This is a genomic window from Phycisphaeraceae bacterium (genome assembly GCA_019454185.1).
Taxonomy (GTDB): Bacteria; Planctomycetota; Phycisphaerae; order Phycisphaerales; family UBA1924; genus JAHBWV01.
In genome coordinates this window covers 1,591,763-1,607,867 of the sequence record CP075368.1, presented here as the reverse complement: position 1 = coordinate 1,607,867, position 16,105 = coordinate 1,591,763, and the positions used below count along the sequence as shown (strand labels likewise).

Annotated in this window: 13 protein-coding genes; 9 read left to right on the top strand and 4 right to left on the bottom strand. The window is 64.9% G+C overall.

The genetic code is table 11. The features are described 5' to 3' along the window. Positions 1-14: 14 nt before the first annotated feature. Complete coding sequence (locus tag KF838_06830) at positions 15-1,418, bottom strand: hypothetical protein (protein QYK49560.1); 1,404 nt, start codon at positions 1,416-1,418, stop codon at positions 15-17. Positions 1,419-1,527: 109 nt separating this feature from the next. Between KF838_06830 and KF838_06825 the strand changes: the two genes are divergently transcribed. Continuing rightward, entirely contained in the window at positions 1,528-2,235 is a 708-nt protein-coding gene (locus KF838_06825; protein ID QYK49559.1) for a gamma-glutamyl-gamma-aminobutyrate hydrolase family protein, read from the top strand. Here KF838_06825 and KF838_06820 read toward each other — a convergent pair whose 3' ends face one another. Next, positions 2,236-2,961, bottom strand: a complete 726-nt coding sequence (locus KF838_06820) for a CPBP family intramembrane metalloprotease (GenBank protein ID QYK49558.1) — start codon at positions 2,959-2,961, stop codon at positions 2,236-2,238. A 128-nt stretch (positions 2,962-3,089) separates the two neighbouring features. Here KF838_06820 and KF838_06815 point away from each other — a divergent pair, with 128 nt between their 5' ends. Next, the gene (locus KF838_06815) at positions 3,090-4,271 is read left to right on the top strand and encodes a thiolase family protein (protein QYK49557.1); all 1,182 of its coding nucleotides are present in this window, start codon (positions 3,090-3,092) and stop codon (positions 4,269-4,271) included. A gap of 135 nt (positions 4,272-4,406) precedes the next feature. Here KF838_06815 and KF838_06810 read toward each other — a convergent pair whose 3' ends face one another. Then, the gene (locus tag KF838_06810; protein QYK49556.1) at positions 4,407-5,255 is read right to left on the bottom strand and encodes a transposase; all 849 of its coding nucleotides are present in this window, start codon (positions 5,253-5,255) and stop codon (positions 4,407-4,409) included. A gap of 323 nt (positions 5,256-5,578) precedes the next feature. On the opposite strand from KF838_06810, the gene KF838_06805 reads away from it, so the two are divergent. The 4 genes from KF838_06805 (at position 5,579) to KF838_06790 (ending at position 10,771) form a co-directional block, all read left to right on the top strand. Beyond that, positions 5,579-6,427, top strand: coding sequence for a transposase (locus KF838_06805; protein QYK49555.1), 849 nt, complete (start codon positions 5,579-5,581; stop codon positions 6,425-6,427). A gap of 475 nt (positions 6,428-6,902) precedes the next feature. Further along, a complete protein-coding gene (locus KF838_06800; GenBank protein QYK49554.1) occupies positions 6,903-7,850 on the top strand; it encodes a hypothetical protein in 948 nt (315 codons plus the stop codon). Positions 7,851-8,064: 214 nt separating this feature from the next. Next, entirely contained in the window at positions 8,065-9,930 is a 1,866-nt protein-coding gene (gene aspS, locus KF838_06795; protein QYK49553.1) for an aspartate--tRNA ligase, read from the top strand. Between the two features lie 40 nt (positions 9,931-9,970). Next, positions 9,971-10,771, top strand: a complete 801-nt coding sequence (locus KF838_06790; protein ID QYK49552.1) for a PhzF family phenazine biosynthesis protein — start codon at positions 9,971-9,973, stop codon at positions 10,769-10,771. Positions 10,772-10,784: 13 nt separating this feature from the next. On the opposite strand, the gene KF838_06785 is transcribed toward KF838_06790, so the two are convergent. Further along, positions 10,785-11,495: an SDR family oxidoreductase gene (locus KF838_06785; protein ID QYK49551.1), complete on the bottom strand. Its 711-nt coding sequence runs from the start codon at positions 11,493-11,495 to the stop codon at positions 10,785-10,787. A gap of 74 nt (positions 11,496-11,569) precedes the next feature. Between KF838_06785 and KF838_06780 the strand changes: the two genes are divergently transcribed. From KF838_06780 to KF838_06770, 3 genes are read left to right on the top strand one after another with little or no spacing between them, the layout of a single operon-like run. After that, the gene (locus KF838_06780) at positions 11,570-13,159 is read left to right on the top strand and encodes an extracellular solute-binding protein (GenBank protein QYK49550.1); all 1,590 of its coding nucleotides are present in this window, start codon (positions 11,570-11,572) and stop codon (positions 13,157-13,159) included. A gap of 54 nt (positions 13,160-13,213) precedes the next feature. Further along, positions 13,214-14,758: a pyruvate kinase gene (gene pyk / locus KF838_06775; protein ID QYK49549.1), complete on the top strand. Its 1,545-nt coding sequence runs from the start codon at positions 13,214-13,216 to the stop codon at positions 14,756-14,758. 57 nt (positions 14,759-14,815) lie between these two features. Next, positions 14,816-16,105, top strand: a complete 1,290-nt coding sequence (locus tag KF838_06770; GenBank protein QYK49548.1) for a competence/damage-inducible protein A — start codon at positions 14,816-14,818, stop codon at positions 16,103-16,105.

Sequence of the window (16,105 nt, the reverse complement as noted above, 5' to 3'; positions counted from 1 at the left end):
GCCGCGCCGCAAACTCAAGACCCCGTCGCCGGGATCTGCGCGACCCACGAAGCCAGCCCCTCAGGAATCAGGTACGTCCGCGCGACCCGCCCCGATCGCATCACCAGCTGCGCCCGCTCCCCGCCCCTCTCAAGGAACACAAAGCACTCCTCGATCGTCTGCCCCGAAAGCCCGATCAGCCGCATCGGCAACCCGCCCGGCAGCGCATCGTCGCTCTCAAGAACTGTCGTCTTGTCGGCAACCACGCTCGACGCCAGCTCAACCAGCGACTCAACCCCGATCCGATCCCGCTCCGTCGCGGGCGCATCCGCGCCGCCCTCCGATCGCGTGCTCATCCACCCCGACGCGGCTCTCACAAACCCGCCCTCACCCGAACCCCCCGCAAAGAACACAACCCCCCCGACATCCGAACTCGGAATGTCGATCAGCGTCCTCGCCAGGTACGCCTCAACCGCCGCCGGAACGCTCGCCAGCCGCTCATTCGGAAGCTCAACGATCACCGGCCCGTGCACCACGCTCCTCCCTCCCGAGCCGTCGATCGCCTCTCTCCCGATCTTCGCAATAAACGATCCACCCTGCGGCGCGGCCCCGCCCAGTTCCAGCGACCACACGCTCCGCGACCGCTCACCCGTCTCCGGATCCAACGCCGACGTCTCGATCGTCAGCGCGACCTGGGGCTGCTCCGGGAACGCCCCCGGATCACTCGCCGCCGAATCGATGAACCGTGCCGCTTCCATCGACTGCAACGCCCGGATCACAGACGCGATGCTCCCGCTCTCCGCCCGCGCCTGGATCGGCGAACGCATCCCCCAGCGATTCCCGATCCGTGCGAGCTCAATCGTGTGCGTCGGCATCGCGATCCGGATCACCACCGGGTCCGGAGCCAACCCCGGAAACACCCGCTTATCCCGCCACCCCGCCGGTCCCGCGCCCGCCAACGCCCGACGCAGCGCATCGTCGATCAAGAGCCGCCTCCGCTCGCTCCCCTCTTCAACCTCCACTAGCGATCGCCCCGCCAGCGATGCCGTCTCGATCCGCAGCACCGCCGCCACACTGCCCCCACGGTTCCGCAGCTCGATGCTCGTCGCATCATCACCAATCGCGCCGCTCGGGGCTCGAACCCCCGTCGTTCCCGCCATCACGCGCAAGAGCGCAGGAATCCGCCCCGGCTCGATCGGCCACGGCGCAGAGCCCGCCTCCATCAACCGCCAGACCCCGGCATCCGCCCCCAGCACCAACTCCGGGCGCCCCGCACTCCGGATCGTGATCGTCCCGATCTCATCCAGCGATCCGCCCAGCAGCCGCACCGTCTCAGGCGCGACGACCGCACGCCCCGATGCAAGCCGATCCGTGATCGTCGCTCCCAACGCGAACACCGCGGCCAGCACCAACCAGATCACAGCCGCTCGAGTCGTCATGCGCGGAGTGTACGCAAAGACTCCCTCCCCGTGCACGCGCGCCAAGGGCCGTCGCACACGCAACAATCACGCCACCCTCGCGTCACAACGCGTGACAGGAGCCCTCGCGATGCGCGCCGCCGACACTCGCCCAAGCCCCCTCATCGGCGTCACCACCGATCTCATCGACCGCAACGGACGCGACACCTGCATCGCAACAATCGCATACGCACACGCCATCCGCCGCGCCGGCGCAACCCCCGTCATGCTCGCCCCAGACCACACACTCGTCGAGGCATACACCCACTCGCTCGACGGCCTCGTCCTCACCGGTGGCGACGATCCATCCATGGAGCCCTTCGGCGCCAAGACCCACCCCAAAGCCACGCCCCTCCACCCCGCTCGTCAACGCTTCGAAAGCGACCTCATCCGCGCGATCCGAGACACAAACCCCGGCCTCCCCGTGCTCGGCGTCTGCCTCGGCATGCAGATGCTCGCACTCCTCGCAGGCGGCACCATGGATCAACACCTCCCCGACTCCCGCGCCGACGCCTCACGCCATTGGGAAGGCACCCACGAGATCATCCCGACAGACCCCTCCCAACTCCCCCCCTGGGCAACACTCTCACGAGGTAGCGTCCTCAGCCGCCACAAACAAGCCGTCACCGACCCCGGATCCATGCGCGTCATCGCGACCAGCGACGATGGACTCATCGAAGCCATCGCCGATCCGAACCGCCCCTTCATGCTCGGCGTCCAGTGGCACCCCGAACGCACCGAAAGCGATCCCCTCGGCCACGATCTCTTCCGCCGCCTCGTAGACGCAGCACGCGCCTGATCACCCGTGCGCCGCCCCGCTGTAGAAGTACCTCCCGATCCCGATCGTGAAGACCAGGCATCCATACAGCGCGTGATCGATCCACGACGCGAGCGTCGACCGTGATCGATCAAACGTCCTCGCAAACAACACGCCCCCGATCACGCACAAACCCACCGCAAGCCAGTTGTGGAACACAACGTGCGCGTGCCCGAACGCCACCGCGCTCGCGCCGATCATCGCCCATCGCCCGCGAAACAGCGTGCGATACCGATGGAACATGAACGCCCGCCAGATCACCTCCTGCGGGTACACGCTCACCAGCGGATAGAAGACCATGATGATCAGCCACAGCGTCGGACGCTCCCGTGGCAGCGACAGAAAGATCGGCTCCCCATCCGTCACCACGTCGAACGCATACACCGCGCCCGCCAGCAACGCCCCCAGCACACCGAAAATCGCCAGCAAGCGGCCCAGCTCCCGCCTCATCGCGCCGAAGTTCCGGAGCGTCCGCCGCTCAAACGTCGGATCCAGAAGCAGCACCGCAAGCGTGTACGCAAAGAACGCCCACAACGCCGGAAACAGCAGCCCCGGGCTCCGCACCGCGAAGAAGTACACCAACGGGCCCACGAAAAAAAGCAGTCCCAGCTCCGCCGCCAGCACCCAGCGAGGCAACTCCCCCGCGCGACGCCACACGCCACGCCCGATCAAACTCTCTGTCGGCTCTCTTTCCATATCGTGCGGCATTCGTGCGGGGACAACTCTCCGATGCAGCCGCCTAGAGTACGTCAAGCCGGCCATACATCTCTTGTATCCACGACGGAATGGTTCGTCAGGTCCCGGCCGGTCGATTCCCATCGAGTTGGAGAACCGCAATGTCCAGGCAGCCCGTCATCGTCGCCGCGAAGCGCACCCCGATCGGCAAGTTCTTCGGCGGGCTCTCCAAGGTCCCCTCGCCCGTCCTCGGCTCATACGCGATCAAGGCCGTCTTCGACGCCACCCCCGCCCTCAAAGACAAAGTCGACGAGGTCATCATGGGCTGCGTCCTCCAGGCAGGGCTCGGCCAGAACCCCGCACGCCAGGCCGCCGTAAAGTCCGGCCTTCCGACCACCATCAGCGCCCAGACCATCAACAAAGTCTGCGGCTCCGGCCTCCAGGCCGTCATGCTCGCCGCACAGTCCATCAAGGCCGGTGACAACAACGTCGTCATCGCCGGCGGCTTTGAGAACATGACCGCCGCGCCCCACTTCGCCAATGTCCGCGAGGGCGTCAAGTTCGGCAACGCCGAGATGAAAGACCACATGCAGTTCGACGGGCTGACCTGCGCCTTCGAGGGCTGGGCCATGGGCAACGCCGCCGACCACATCGCCCAGAAATACGCCATCTCCCGCGAGGACCAGGACCGCTTCAGCGCCCAGAGCCACCAACGCGCCGCCGCCGCCACCAAAGAGGGCTGGTTCAAGAACGAGATCGTCGCCCTCACCGGCGAGCAGTGCATGGACAAGAAGTCCCCCGGCGTCTCCGCTGATGAGGGCATCCGCGCCGAGTCCACCGCCGACGGGCTCGCCAAACTCCGCGCTGTCTTCACCAAGGACGGCACCGTCACCGCCGGAAACGCCTCTCAGATCTCAGACGGAGCCGCCGCCATCGCCGTCTGCTCCGCTATCGCCGCTGAGGAAATGGGCCTCAAGCCCATCGCCAAGATCCTCTCATATCACACCCACGGCGTCGACCCGAAGGACATCTTCGCCGCCCCCATCGGCGGCATCAAGGGCGCTGTCGATCGCGCCGGACTCAACATGTCCGACATCGACCTCTTCGAGATCAACGAGGCCTTCGCCGCGCAGGTCCTCTGCAACATCAAGGAACTCAAGATCGACGAGTCCAAACTCAACATCTGCGGCGGCGGCATCGCCCTCGGACACCCCATCGGCGGCTCCGGCGCACGCGTCCTCACCACTCTCATCCACCAACTCCACCGCACCGGCAAGAAACGCGGCGTCGCCGCCCTCTGCCTCGGTGGTGGCAACGCCGTCGCCATGGTCGTTGAGGTCTGACCCGTCCCGCAACGGCCTCATCCCGCGCAGAGCTCTTCCCCTCTCCCCGCGTTGCTACCAACCTCCTACAAGCACCTTCCACTCAGCAAAAGCAACGCCCTCAAAAGGGAGCCCCGGGCGCAAGAGCTTTTTGCGTCATCGCTTCATTGCCTGTGTGTGTCGATCAAGGATGATGATGGCTTGGATCCATCGACGGACCCGCTCGATGCCGCGCACGTGCGGCGGGATAAGCCCCACATGGTGGGTCATTTCCAGGCGTGCAAACACACGCTCGATCACGCGCCGGAGTGACAGCAGGCCCCTGCCGAAGCCCGTCATGCTCTGCTCCAGCATGTCGATGGCTCGACGGCGGTCCGGATGCGTTCCGGACCGCCGCACGCCGCGACCCACGCGGCAGTCCTTCCGCGGAACCACCAGTTGTCCGCCCTTGCACGCGCAGAGTTCATAGAGCTTCACGCTGTCGTAGTTCGAGTCGGCCAGCACATACCCGTTCAACTCCATGTCTCGCATCATCCGCTTGGCCATCACTGCTTCATGGCAGTGCATGGGCGTGAGACGCCAGGAGACGATCGAGCCCGCGAGATCGCAGATCGCATGGAGCTTGTAGCCGCGCAGTCCCCATGCGCCGAAGGTCGCGGTCCGGTCTCCGGAGTGCGAGGCGACGCGCAGGGCCTTGCCGTCAAGAGCCAGCACCAACGCTCCCGATGCAGAGACCAGATTCTCCGCCTCCGCCGCGGCAAGTAACGCCTGGACGCTGGTGGTTCTCAGCCGCCGGCTCATCCTGCTTGGCGAGGGCAATCGACCACGCCGCCACAACGGCCATGCATCGCGTCGGCACGCCCAGGAGGTGGGTCGTCGGTGCAAGACGGCCCAGAGAAAGGTCAGCACGATGTCCGCATCGGTGAAGGTGAAGCGACCGCCACGCGGGCTCCGATCCAGCTTCCGCACGCTCGCCGCCAACACCCTCCAACTCGCGTTGTCCATGCTCGGTCTCCTGTCTGGCAGCTCCACCAGTGGGACCGAGCATGGCATGAGCCATCAGATCGCGCAAGTCTCCACAATGGAAACACTTGGAACACATGGCGCAAAATGCTCGCAAGCCCGGGGTGCTGCGTCTCAGCACCACAACGAACATCCGCTTCAGGCACCTTCCACTCAGCAAAAACAACGCCCTCAAAAGGGAGCCCCGGGCGCGAGAGCATTTTGCGCCATGTGTTCCAAGTGTTTCCATTGTGGAGACTTGCGCGATCTGATGGCTCATGCCATGCTCGGTCCCACTGGTGGAGCTGCCAGACAGGAGACCGAGCATGGACAACGCGAGTTGGAGGGTGTTGGCGGCGAGCGTGCGGAAGCTGGATCGGAGCCCGCGTGGCGGTCGCTTCACCTTCACCGATGCGGACATCGTGCTGACCTTTCTCTGGGCCGTCTTGCACCGACGACCCACCTCCTGGGCGTGCCGACGCGATGCATGGCCGTTGTGGCGGCGTGGTCGATTGCCCTCGCCAAGCAGGATGAGCCGGCGGCTGAGAACCACCAGCGTCCAGGCGTTACTTGCCGCGGCGGAGGCGGAGAATCTGGTCTCTGCATCGGGAGCGTTGGTGCTGGCTCTTGACGGCAAGGCCCTGCGCGTCGCCTCGCACTCCGGAGACCGGACCGCGACCTTCGGCGCATGGGGACTGCGCGGCTACAAGCTCCATGCGATCTGCGATCTCGCGGGCTCGATCGTCTCCTGGCGTCTCACGCCCATGCACTGCCATGAAGCAGTGATGGCCAAGCGGATGATGCGAGACATGGAGTTGAACGGGTATGTGCTGGCCGACTCGAACTACGACAGCGTGAAGCTCTATGAACTCTGCGCGTGCAAGGGCGGACAACTGGTGGTTCCGCGGAAGGACTGCCGCGTGGGTCGCGGCGTGCGGCGGTCCGGAACGCATCCGGACCGCCGTCGAGCCATCGACATGCTGGAGCAGAGCATGACGGGCTTCGGCAGGGGCCTGCTGTCACTCCGGCGCGTGATCGAGCGTGTGTTTGCACGCCTGGAAATGACCCACCATGTGGGGCTTATCCCGCCGCACGTGCGCGGCATCGAGCGGGTCCGTCGATGGATCCAAGCCATCATCATCCTTGATCGACACACACAGGCAATGAAGCGATGACGCAAAAAGCTCGCGAGCCCGGGGTGATGCATCTCCGCACCATAACGAACATCCGCCCTCTCGCTGCGAAGCAGCGTGCTGCGGTAGCCAGGGGTGCCGCGCAGTCCCGAAGGGACAAGCAAACCCCTGGAAGGCAGGCCGCGCAGCGGCATCCTTCATGGAGCGGCGCACGCCGCGGCTCTGTTTCTATTTGGCCCTTTGATGCTTTAACTCTTTCCTCCCCGAGGAGGTGCGGAGGGGTTGTGGGGGCTCCGCGCGTGCATCTCCTATTCGGCCCGTGTCTATTCGCTCATTTCTCCCCCTTGACTTTCTTCACTGACAGACTGTTGTCAGTGACATCACGCGCACTCACGCCATCTGCGCACCCAAACACCCTCACTCACAGATTTCTCTCACCAACCCCCTTGCATCACGCCGCCCAGCTCGTATCTTCCCAAGCATGGTCGCCCACACCGCGACAACTCACGCATCCCCCATGCCATCGAAGTCCGCTCCGGACTTCGATGCTGCATCGCCCACAGCACCCGATCATGATGCCGGCTCTCCTCTTGCTACTGACCCGCCTCGGATCAGTGCGCTCTCTCCCTCTGCCTCTTCCGGATCCCCCTCTTCCCCATTGCCTGCCCTCCTCCACGCCTTCATCGAGGCCCGTTTCAACATCGCAACGCTCCTCGCCGATCCCCGTTTCTCCTCAGACGAGATCATCGCCTTCATCTCCGCGCCCGAAACCCAGTCCAAACTCGCCGACATCGCCAAGGTCGCCCACCTCGGCCTGACCATCCGCGCTGCCGAGGCGCGCCAGACCGCCATCGCCACGCTCGAAGAGGTCGCGAAGAACGCCGAAGACCTCGTCGAGAAACGCCGCGCTGCCTCCGCACTCTTCCGCGCCACCGCATCACCCCTTGTCCCCCTCGCCGCCGCGCAGCCGCGCGACAAAGAGCCCGCCCCGGAAAAGCCCCGCCCCCGTCCGGTGCTCATCTCTCACCCCGAGATCCAGCCCCGCGCCGCCGCCATCGCCGTTGTCGAATCCCTCCGACGCGTCAACACGCCCGATCCCAACTCCGGCTATGCCACCCTCGCAGAGTTCTGCGAACGCAGGATCTCCCTCGATGGCCGCGTTGTCGAGGTTTCCAATCCCGATCAACTCCGCATCGATCTGAAAGACACATCCATCGCACATGTACCGGACGCACTGCACAGCGGCCCGTGGATCTGCGACCCCCTCCCGGAGCCGGGGGCGGTCCAGCACACCGAGCGATACTCGGTCAACGCCAAACAACGCCGCTTCAAACTCCACATCCACTTCCGACGCCACCCGCCCAGACAGCCATACCCCGAAACCCCCGAACCACTCCCCCCGCACCGCTCCCTCAGTCGCAACGAGTGCTGGCTGATTCACTCCATCACCACCGAGTCCGTGTAGCGGCGATGGGTTCCTGATCTCGCGCCAAGCCGATCCCTACCGATCGCGCCCGCCAGACACGCGCCCCGCGCTCCCGACGCACAACCTCACATCCCATCGCCGGTGACGGCCCACGTCCGTCCTACACTTTCGCCCGCGCGCAAACAGTGCGTTCCCCCATGGATGGGGACGACACACACCGCCGCGCAACACTCGGAAAGGCGATCGGCAACACATGCTCCGGCGAACCCACACGTGCGGCGAACTCCGCGAATCACACGTCGGCCAGACCGTCCGTCTCAACGGATGGGTAAACGGATACCGGGGACACGGCACCGGCCTCGTCTTCATCGACCTCCGAGACCGCTACGGACTCACCCAGGTCGTCTTCGACGGCGAAGACCTCCCCAAAGACGTGCTCGAGGTCGCCGACCACCTTCGCAACGAAGATGTCGTTGCGATCGAAGGTAAAGTCCGCATCCGCGTCGGAGGCGAGAACCCCAAACTCATCACCGGCAAGATCGAGGTCGTCGTCACATCCCTCGAAGTCCTCAACAAAACCGCCAACCCGCCCATCCTCCCCGACGACGGCACCTCCGGCGGCAAAATGGCCAACGAAGAACTCCGCCTCACGCACCGCTACATCGATCTCCGCCGCCCCCGCGCCCAGCAGATCCTCGGTGTCCGCCACAAGGTATATCAGACCACCCGCCGCTACTTCGATGAGAACGGCTTCCTCGAAGTCGAAACCCCGATCCTCTACAAGAGCACGCCCGAGGGCGCGCGCGAGTTCCTCGTCCCCAACCGCCACATTCCCGGCTCTTGGTACGCCCTCCCGCAGAGCCCCCAGCTCTTCAAGCAGATCCTCATGGTCGCCGGTTGCGACCGCTACATGCAGATCTGCCGCTGCTTCCGCGACGAAGACCCCCGCGCCGACCGCCAGGCCGAGTTCACCCAGATCGACTTGGAGATGTCCTTCGTCCGACGCGAACACGTCATGGAGATGATGGAGGGCTTCGTCCGCCGCCTCTGGAAAGAGATCGCCGGCGTCGAAATCCCCCCCATGCAGCGCATGACCTATCGCGAGGCATTGGAGCGTTTCGGCATCGACCGCCCCGACACACGCTACGGGCTTGAGATCACGGACATCTCCGACATCGCCGCCAAGACCGATGTCGGCTTCTTCAAGGATGTCCTCGCCAAGGGCGCGGACCGCCCCAAGTACAGCTCCCACCGAGGCGTCGTGAAGGCGATCCGCGTCCCCGGCGGTGGTGGGGGGGCCGAGAAGCTCACCCGCAAGATGACCGACGGCTACAACGAGTTCGCCCGCTCTTTCGGCGCGGGCGGCGTCGCCGTCGTCAAGGTCAACGCCCAGGGCGTGTTCGAGACCGGCATCGCCAAGTTCCTCGAACCCGTCAAGGCCGACCTCTTCGCCGCCCTCGGCCTCCAGCCCGGCGACACCGTCCTCTTCGTCTCCGACCTTTACAGCGTGGCCACCAAGGCACTCGGCGAGCTCCGCCAGAAGGTCGCCCGCGACATCGGCATCGTCCCCAAGCCAGGCGCGGAGGGCGGCCCCTGGAACTTCCTCTGGGTCATCGACTTCCCCATGTTCGAGCGTGACAAAGAGTCGGTGGGGGGGAGCCGCTGGGTCGCGATGCACCACCCCTTCACCAGCCCCAACGACGACCAGTTGGAAGCGTTCGTTAAGGCCGACGTCAACGATGAGGACACGATCGCACAGATCGTCTCCGCCGGCTACGACATCGTGCTCAACGGCCAGGAGATCGCGGGCGGCTCCGTCCGCATCCACGACCAGAAGGTCCAGAGCAAGGTCTTCCAATTGCTCGGACTCTCGCCCGAGTCCGCGAAGGAGAAGTTCAGCTTCCTGCTCGAAGCCCTCCAGTTCGGCGCGCCCCCGCACGCCGGCATCGCGTTCGGCCTCGACCGGCTCATCATGAACTTCGTCGGCACCGACAACATCCGCGATGTCATCGCCTTCCCCAAGACCCAGACCGGCCAGGACCTCATGACCAAGGCCCCCAGCCGCGTCACGGATGAGCAGTTGAAGGAATTGCACGTCAAGAGCACATGGAACGGCTGATCGCTGGCCAGCATCATCGACCAGCCCTGAGGAGCAACAGATGCACCTGCAGTTCTTTCAGGTCGATTCCTTCACCCGACGCGTCTTCCACGGCAACCCTGCCGGAGTCGTCCATCTGGAGAGTTGGCTGCCGGATGAACGCATGCAGCAGATCGCGGCGGAGGCCAACCTCTCCGAGACCGCCTTCGTCGTTCGCGCCGGCGGCCCCGGAAACGGCGAGGCACGCTACCACATCCGTTGGTTCACGCCCTCGGTTGAGGTCGAACTCTGCGGCCACGCAACCCTCGCCGCGGCACACGTCCTCTGGCATCACGTTGGCGAGCGTGCGCCCCGCATCGTCTTTGACAGCAAGAGCGGCCCGCTGCCCGTTCGGCGTGAGGGCGATCTGACCGTTCTCGACTTCCCCTCACGCCCCGGCGAGCCGATTCCCGTGACCGACGAGCTCACGGCGGCGTTCGGGCGTCGTCCGATCGAGGCCTTCGAGAGCCGCGACATCATGGCTGTCTTTGATACCAAGCGTGAGGTTCACGAGATGGTGCCGGACATGGCGAGAGTCGCCGCGTTCGACGCGGTCTGCCTGATCGCCACCGCGCCCGGCGCGGGACACGACTTTGTGAGCCGGGTCTTTGCGCCTCGTGTAGGCATTCCCGAGGATCCCGTGACCGGCTCTGCCCATTGCACGCTCGCGCCGTACTGGGCGAAGCGGCTCGGCAAGTCGAAGGTGACGGGTCATCAGGTGAGCAGGCGTGGCGGCGAGCTCTTCTGTGAGGTCGCCGGCGACCGCGTGAAGATCGGCGGACACTGCGTGATGTATCTTGAGGGCCGGATCTGCGTGTCTTGATGATCGAGGGCGATTACGGGCTGGGTACCAGGATGGTCCTGCCGTTGTCCGCGTCGCGGGTGCCCAGCACGCAGTCCGCGATGACTTGCGCGACCGTTTCGGGCGCAAGGGCTTTGGCCCGAGGGAGCGATCTTTCAGGGATGATCGAGCGGAGCATGTCGGTCTCAACCGCGCCGGGCGCCACAGCGAAGGCCTTGATCCCGACTGACGCACCCTCCTTTGCGATGGACTTGACCATCAACTCAACGGACGCCTTTGCAGCGGCGTACGCGAAGAATCCGGGGAAGGGATCGACCGTTGCGATCGATGACACGTTGACGATCCTGCCCGACTTTCGGGAGGCCATGTGGGGCCATGCCGCGAGGATGAGGTCGGCCGGGCCAATCGCGTTGATCTCGAAGGTCTGGCGGACAAGGTCAGGTGTGTGCTTGGCGATGGGGGTGAGCGGGGCGTAACCGGCGTTGTTGATGAGAGCGTCGATTCTGGATGTCGCACCAGCGACATGGCGGATAAGAGCGGCGCAGGACTCAGGTTCGCCCACGTCGGTCGGCACGCAGTGGTGCTGGCCGGGGGTGAGGGTGTCGCGGGCTTCGGTCAGCATCTGCTCGCGTCTGCCGGCGAGAACGATGGTCCAGCCGGCAGCGGCGAGGATTCGGGCGGTGGCGAGTCCGATGCCTGAGCCGGCTCCGGTGACGATCGCGACTGGGGATGACGATTCGGACATGGGTGCTCGCTTTGCATGAGGTTGGAAAGGGTGATTGTGCCTACGCGTTGGCTCCGCCTTAGACTTCACCCGATATGCTCGCCCGGATTCTTGTCATCCTCGCGTTTCTCGGGATTGTCGGCACGCCGATCGCGGTTCGCTTTGGTGCGAAGAACGCGCCGGATGATCGCAAGGATGCCGCACGCCTGATTGTGGTGACGCCTCACGTGCAGCAGATCATGATGGAGTTTGATCGGCTGTTCGACGAATGGCATACGGAGAAGTACGGCCAACGTGCACGAATCGAGACGCGGCGTCCTGGGGGGACGAGCGAGATCCTGAAGATTCTCGAGGCCCAGTTCGTGGCCGCAGGTCGCGCGGGGAAGATCAGGATCGGTGAGGATGGTTCTCCGGTTGTGGAGCGAGGGGCGATCGATTTCGATGTGATGTTCGGGGGCGGGAGTTATGACCACGGTCGGCTCAAGAGCGGGGTCAAGGTCCGGATCGGCGGCGGTGAGGATGTGATCGTTCCGATCTCGGAGCCGGTGGGCTTCGAGCAGGCGCGGCTCGATGAGTGGTTCGGTGAGAACCGGATCGGCTCGGGGTTTCTGTACGACCCGGAGCAGTACTGGATCGGGACCGCGCTCTCCAGTTTCGGCATCGTGTACAACCGAGAGGTGCTTGCTCGGTTGGGTGTGCCTGAGCCACAGAGTTTCGAGGACCTCTGCGATCCGAGACTGGCGGGGTGGATCGCGTTGTCGGATCCGCGTCAGTCGGGGAGCATGACGACGTCTCTTGACGCGATTCTGAACTATTACGGCTGGGAGCGTGGGTGGCGTGTGCTGATGGCGATGTCGGCGAATGCGAGGTCATTCACGAACATGTCCACGAAGCCGCCGATCGATGTTGCGCAGGGGGAGGCGGCGGCGGGGCTCGCGATTGATTTCTACGGAAGATCGCAGGCACAGGCGGTGATGCGTCCCGGGGAGACATCGGAAACGAGCCGCGTCGGGTTCAGCGACCCGGCCGGAGCGGTGTACATCGATGCGGATCCGGCGTCGGTGATGCGGGGTGGTCCGCAGCCGGAGATGGCCCGGAGGTTCATCGAGTTTTGTCTGACCGAAGAGGCGCAGGCGCTTTGGCAGTTTCACGCGACGGGGAGCGCGGCCGGGAAGACCAATCCCACGGGCTGGAACGGAGAACCGATGGGGCCCCGTCAGTACGAGCTGCGTCGGATGCCTGTCCGGCGCGTGATGTATGAGAAGCACATCCACTCGTTCGTTGATCGTGTGACGCCGTTTGAATCGGCCTCGTCGGTTGAGACGAGGGGGTGGAGGACGGCGATTCCGGTGATGATGGGTGCGTTCGGCATCGACTCCAGCCGCGAGCAGCGTGAGGCGTGGCGTGCGATCTCTCGGGCCAAGTCCGAGGGGAGCGAGGTTTCCCCTGAGACGATCGCGGAGATGGAGAGGTTGTTCTTTGCGATGCCGGACCATGAGATGCCGGACGGCAGCGTGCTTGCATTTGCTCCCGAGCATTACAGAGCGATCCGTGAGAGTTGGCGTGATCCGAACCATCCGGGTTGGCTGCAGCGTTCGGAGTTGTCGTATCGTCGGCAGTTCGTTGCGAACTATCGGCGTGTGGTTGAGTTGGGGACTTCGGGGCGAGTCGGCGATGGGCGTTGAGTTTCTGTGTGCGTGTCGGGGGGGTAGTGCGGGTGGGAGGGTGCGGAGTTGACTATGAACGCTACGCAGGAGTCACGCCAAGGGGGGGCTCGGCCAATCGCTGCGCGGATCGTCGCCACGCTCGGTCCGGCGAGCGAGTCGTCGGAGGTTGTTGCGAAGCTCATCCTGGCGGGAATCACGGTCTTTCGGCTGAACTTCTCGCATGGCGAGTTTGCGGCACATCTCGCGCGGCTTCAGACAGTGAGGAATGTCGCGCACCGGCTGGGGCGCCCGACTGCGGTGATGGGCGATCTGCAGGGGCCGAAGATACGTGTCGGGAAGGTCGCTGCTCCGGGGCTGATGCTGGAAGCGGGCCAGGATGTCGTGTTCCGGGTTGATATGAAAGAGGCGGCGGTAGAGAAGGGCGTTGTCGTGTTGCCGACGACGTATGCCGCGATGGTGGGAGAGGTGGCTCCGGGCCAGCGGGTGCTGATCAATGACGGTGCGATTCGGATGCTCGCGGTGGAGGCGGATCTCGGTCGTGGCGAGTTGCGGGCACGGGTGACGAATGGCGGGCTCGTGACGAGCGGGAAGGGGATCAATCTTCCGGAGAGCGATGTCAAGGCGCCGGCGATCACGGAGCGCGACTGGGTGTGTGTGGAGTGGGCGGTCGAGAACGGGTTGGACTTTCTCGCGCTGTCGTTCGTGCGAGAGGCGAGTGAGGTTCTGGAACTCAAGGAACGGCTGTCGGGCATGTGCTCCGTGCGGTACGACGTTGACAAGTCCGGGCAGGGGGCTTCGATCCCGGTGATCGCAAAGATTGAGAAGCCGCAGGCGGTCGCGAATCTCGATTCGATCGTGCAGGCGGCGGACGCGGTGATGGTCGCGAGAGGTGACCTCGGCGTAGAGATGGACATCGCGAAGGTGCCGGTGGTTCAGCACAGGATTCTCGCGGCGTGCGGGCAGTGGGGGAAGCCGTGCATCGTCGCGACCCAGATGCTCGAGACGATGACAGAGAACGCCTCGCCGACTCGCGCTGAGGCGAGCGATGTTGCGAACGCGATCTTCGACGGGGCGGATGCGGTGATGCTGTCTGGCGAGACGGCGGTGGGCAGGCATCCGGTGCTGGTTGTCGAGACGATGCGGAGGATCATCGAGGCGGCCGAGGAGCAGGTTCTCAGCGAGTTCCGCGATGCGAAGCCGCCGACACGGATGATCGAGCAGAGGTATCGGACGGCGGCGCTGGCGCACGGCGCCTGGTACCTTGCCCGTGACCTCCAGGCGAAGGCGATCGTCTGCTGGTCTGAGAGCGGCGGGAGCGCGCGTTACCTTTCGCAGACAGGGTTTGCGGTTCCGATTCTGGCGTACTCGTCGAGCGGACGATCGACGAGACGGATGGGGCTGCTCCGTGGGGTGACGGCGATCGAGTGCAAGCCGCCACCGACCGGGCGGCTCGGCGATTGGGCGACGCTGGTGGAGAAGGACCTGCTGGCTCGCGGATGGGTCAAGCCGGGTGATTCGGTGATTCTCATGGCGGGGAAGCCGCTGGGCGTCGCGCGAGTCGTTGATTCGATGGCGGTGATGACGATCGGGGATCCGACGAGCGGTTTCCGTGCGTGAGTTTGAGCATGGTGTAGATTGAATCTGCAGCTTGCCTGCGTGCGAGTACGCTTGTGCATGGCTGTGAAATCAGAGAGCGTGGCGATTGTGTCGATCGGCGACGAACTGGCGATCGGACAGTCGCTTGACACTAACTCGAAGTGGTTGAGCGGGAAGCTGACCGAACGCGGACTGACGGTTGTTGAGCATGTGACTGTGCCGGATGACCTGGAGCGGCTGGTCGCGACCCTCAGGCGTCTGACGCAGACGTGCTCGAAGATCGTGGTCACGGGGGGGCTCGGTCCGACAGAGGATGATCTGACGAGGGAGGCGGTGGGCTTGCTCCTCGGTGAGCGGTTGGTAGAGGATTCTGAGTCGCTGGAGGCGATCCGAGCGTGGTTCGCGGCGGCGAAGCGGACGATGCCGGAGCGGAACCGGGTGCAGGCGCTGAGGCCTGAGTCGGGCGTTCACCTCTCGAATCCGAATGGCACAGCTCCCGGGCTGCGAGTCTTGTTTGAAGGGACGACGATCTGGTGTCTTCCGGGGCCACCGGGAGAGATGCACCCGATGTTCGAGCGGGTTGTTGATACGGAGATTCAGCCGCCTGAAGGCCGGAAGATCCGGACGATGGTGTTTCAGACCATCGGCGTGGGTGAGTCGGATGTGGCGGGTCGGCTCGGTCCGCTCATGAGCAGGGGTCGCAATCCGCTGGTTGGAACGACGGCTTCAGCCGGGATTGTGAGCGTCAGGGTGAGGTATGAGGGTGGGGATACCGAGGATGAAGTGGCGCGGCTGCTCGATCAGACGTCGGCGGCGGTTCGCGACGCCGTGGGAGATCTGGTCTTTGCTGAGGGAGGGGGCTCACTGGCCGAGATTGCTCTGGAGAAGCTGCGGCGCGTGGGTGGTCGGCTGGCGACGGTTGAGAGTTGCACGGGTGGGATGCTGGGCCAGAGTCTGACGGCGGTCGCGGGCTCGTCGGATGTGTACGTCGGGGGGTGGGTGACTTACAGCAACGAGATGAAGAGTCGGCTTGTCGGGGTCGATCGGGGTGTGATCGAGAGGCACGGGGCGGTCAGCCGCGAGGTCGCTTGTGAGATGGCGATTGGTGGGCTGTCTCGGTCGGATGCGGATCATTGCCTGGCGATCACCGGGGTTGCCGGGCCTGGGGGTGGGACGGCGGAGAAGCCGGTCGGGACGGTGTGGATCGGGCTTGCATCGCGCGAGGGAGGAGTCGATTGTCGTCGATTCCAGATGCGGGGGGAGCGGGACTCTGTCCGTCAGTGGTCGGTGTCGAGCGCGCTCGGGATGCTGGTGCTCCGCCTTGATGGGCGGAGCGGGGTGCGGCTCTTGCGTCAGGCCGAGGCGTAG

Excerpts from the sequence above, each read along its gene's own strand:
- KF838_06830 (QYK49560.1), bottom strand. The coding sequence starts at position 1,418 with ATGACGACTCGAGCGGCTGTGATCTGGTTGGTGCTGGCCGCGGTGTTC.
- KF838_06825 (QYK49559.1), top strand. The coding sequence starts at position 1,528 with ATGCGCGCCGCCGACACTCGCCCAAGCCCCCTCATCGGCGTCACCACC.
- KF838_06820 (QYK49558.1), bottom strand. The coding sequence starts at position 2,961 with ATGCCGCACGATATGGAAAGAGAGCCGACAGAGAGTTTGATCGGGCGT.
- KF838_06815 (QYK49557.1), top strand. The coding sequence starts at position 3,090 with ATGTCCAGGCAGCCCGTCATCGTCGCCGCGAAGCGCACCCCGATCGGC.
- KF838_06810 (QYK49556.1), bottom strand. The coding sequence starts at position 5,255 with ATGGACAACGCGAGTTGGAGGGTGTTGGCGGCGAGCGTGCGGAAGCTG.
- KF838_06805 (QYK49555.1), top strand. The coding sequence starts at position 5,579 with ATGGACAACGCGAGTTGGAGGGTGTTGGCGGCGAGCGTGCGGAAGCTG.
- KF838_06800 (QYK49554.1), top strand. The coding sequence starts at position 6,903 with ATGCCATCGAAGTCCGCTCCGGACTTCGATGCTGCATCGCCCACAGCA.
- aspS (QYK49553.1), top strand. The coding sequence starts at position 8,065 with ATGCTCCGGCGAACCCACACGTGCGGCGAACTCCGCGAATCACACGTC.
- KF838_06790 (QYK49552.1), top strand. The coding sequence starts at position 9,971 with ATGCACCTGCAGTTCTTTCAGGTCGATTCCTTCACCCGACGCGTCTTC.
- KF838_06785 (QYK49551.1), bottom strand. The coding sequence starts at position 11,495 with ATGTCCGAATCGTCATCCCCAGTCGCGATCGTCACCGGAGCCGGCTCA.
- KF838_06780 (QYK49550.1), top strand. The coding sequence starts at position 11,570 with ATGCTCGCCCGGATTCTTGTCATCCTCGCGTTTCTCGGGATTGTCGGC.
- pyk (QYK49549.1), top strand. The coding sequence starts at position 13,214 with ATGAACGCTACGCAGGAGTCACGCCAAGGGGGGGCTCGGCCAATCGCT.
- KF838_06770 (QYK49548.1), top strand. The coding sequence starts at position 14,816 with ATGGCTGTGAAATCAGAGAGCGTGGCGATTGTGTCGATCGGCGACGAA.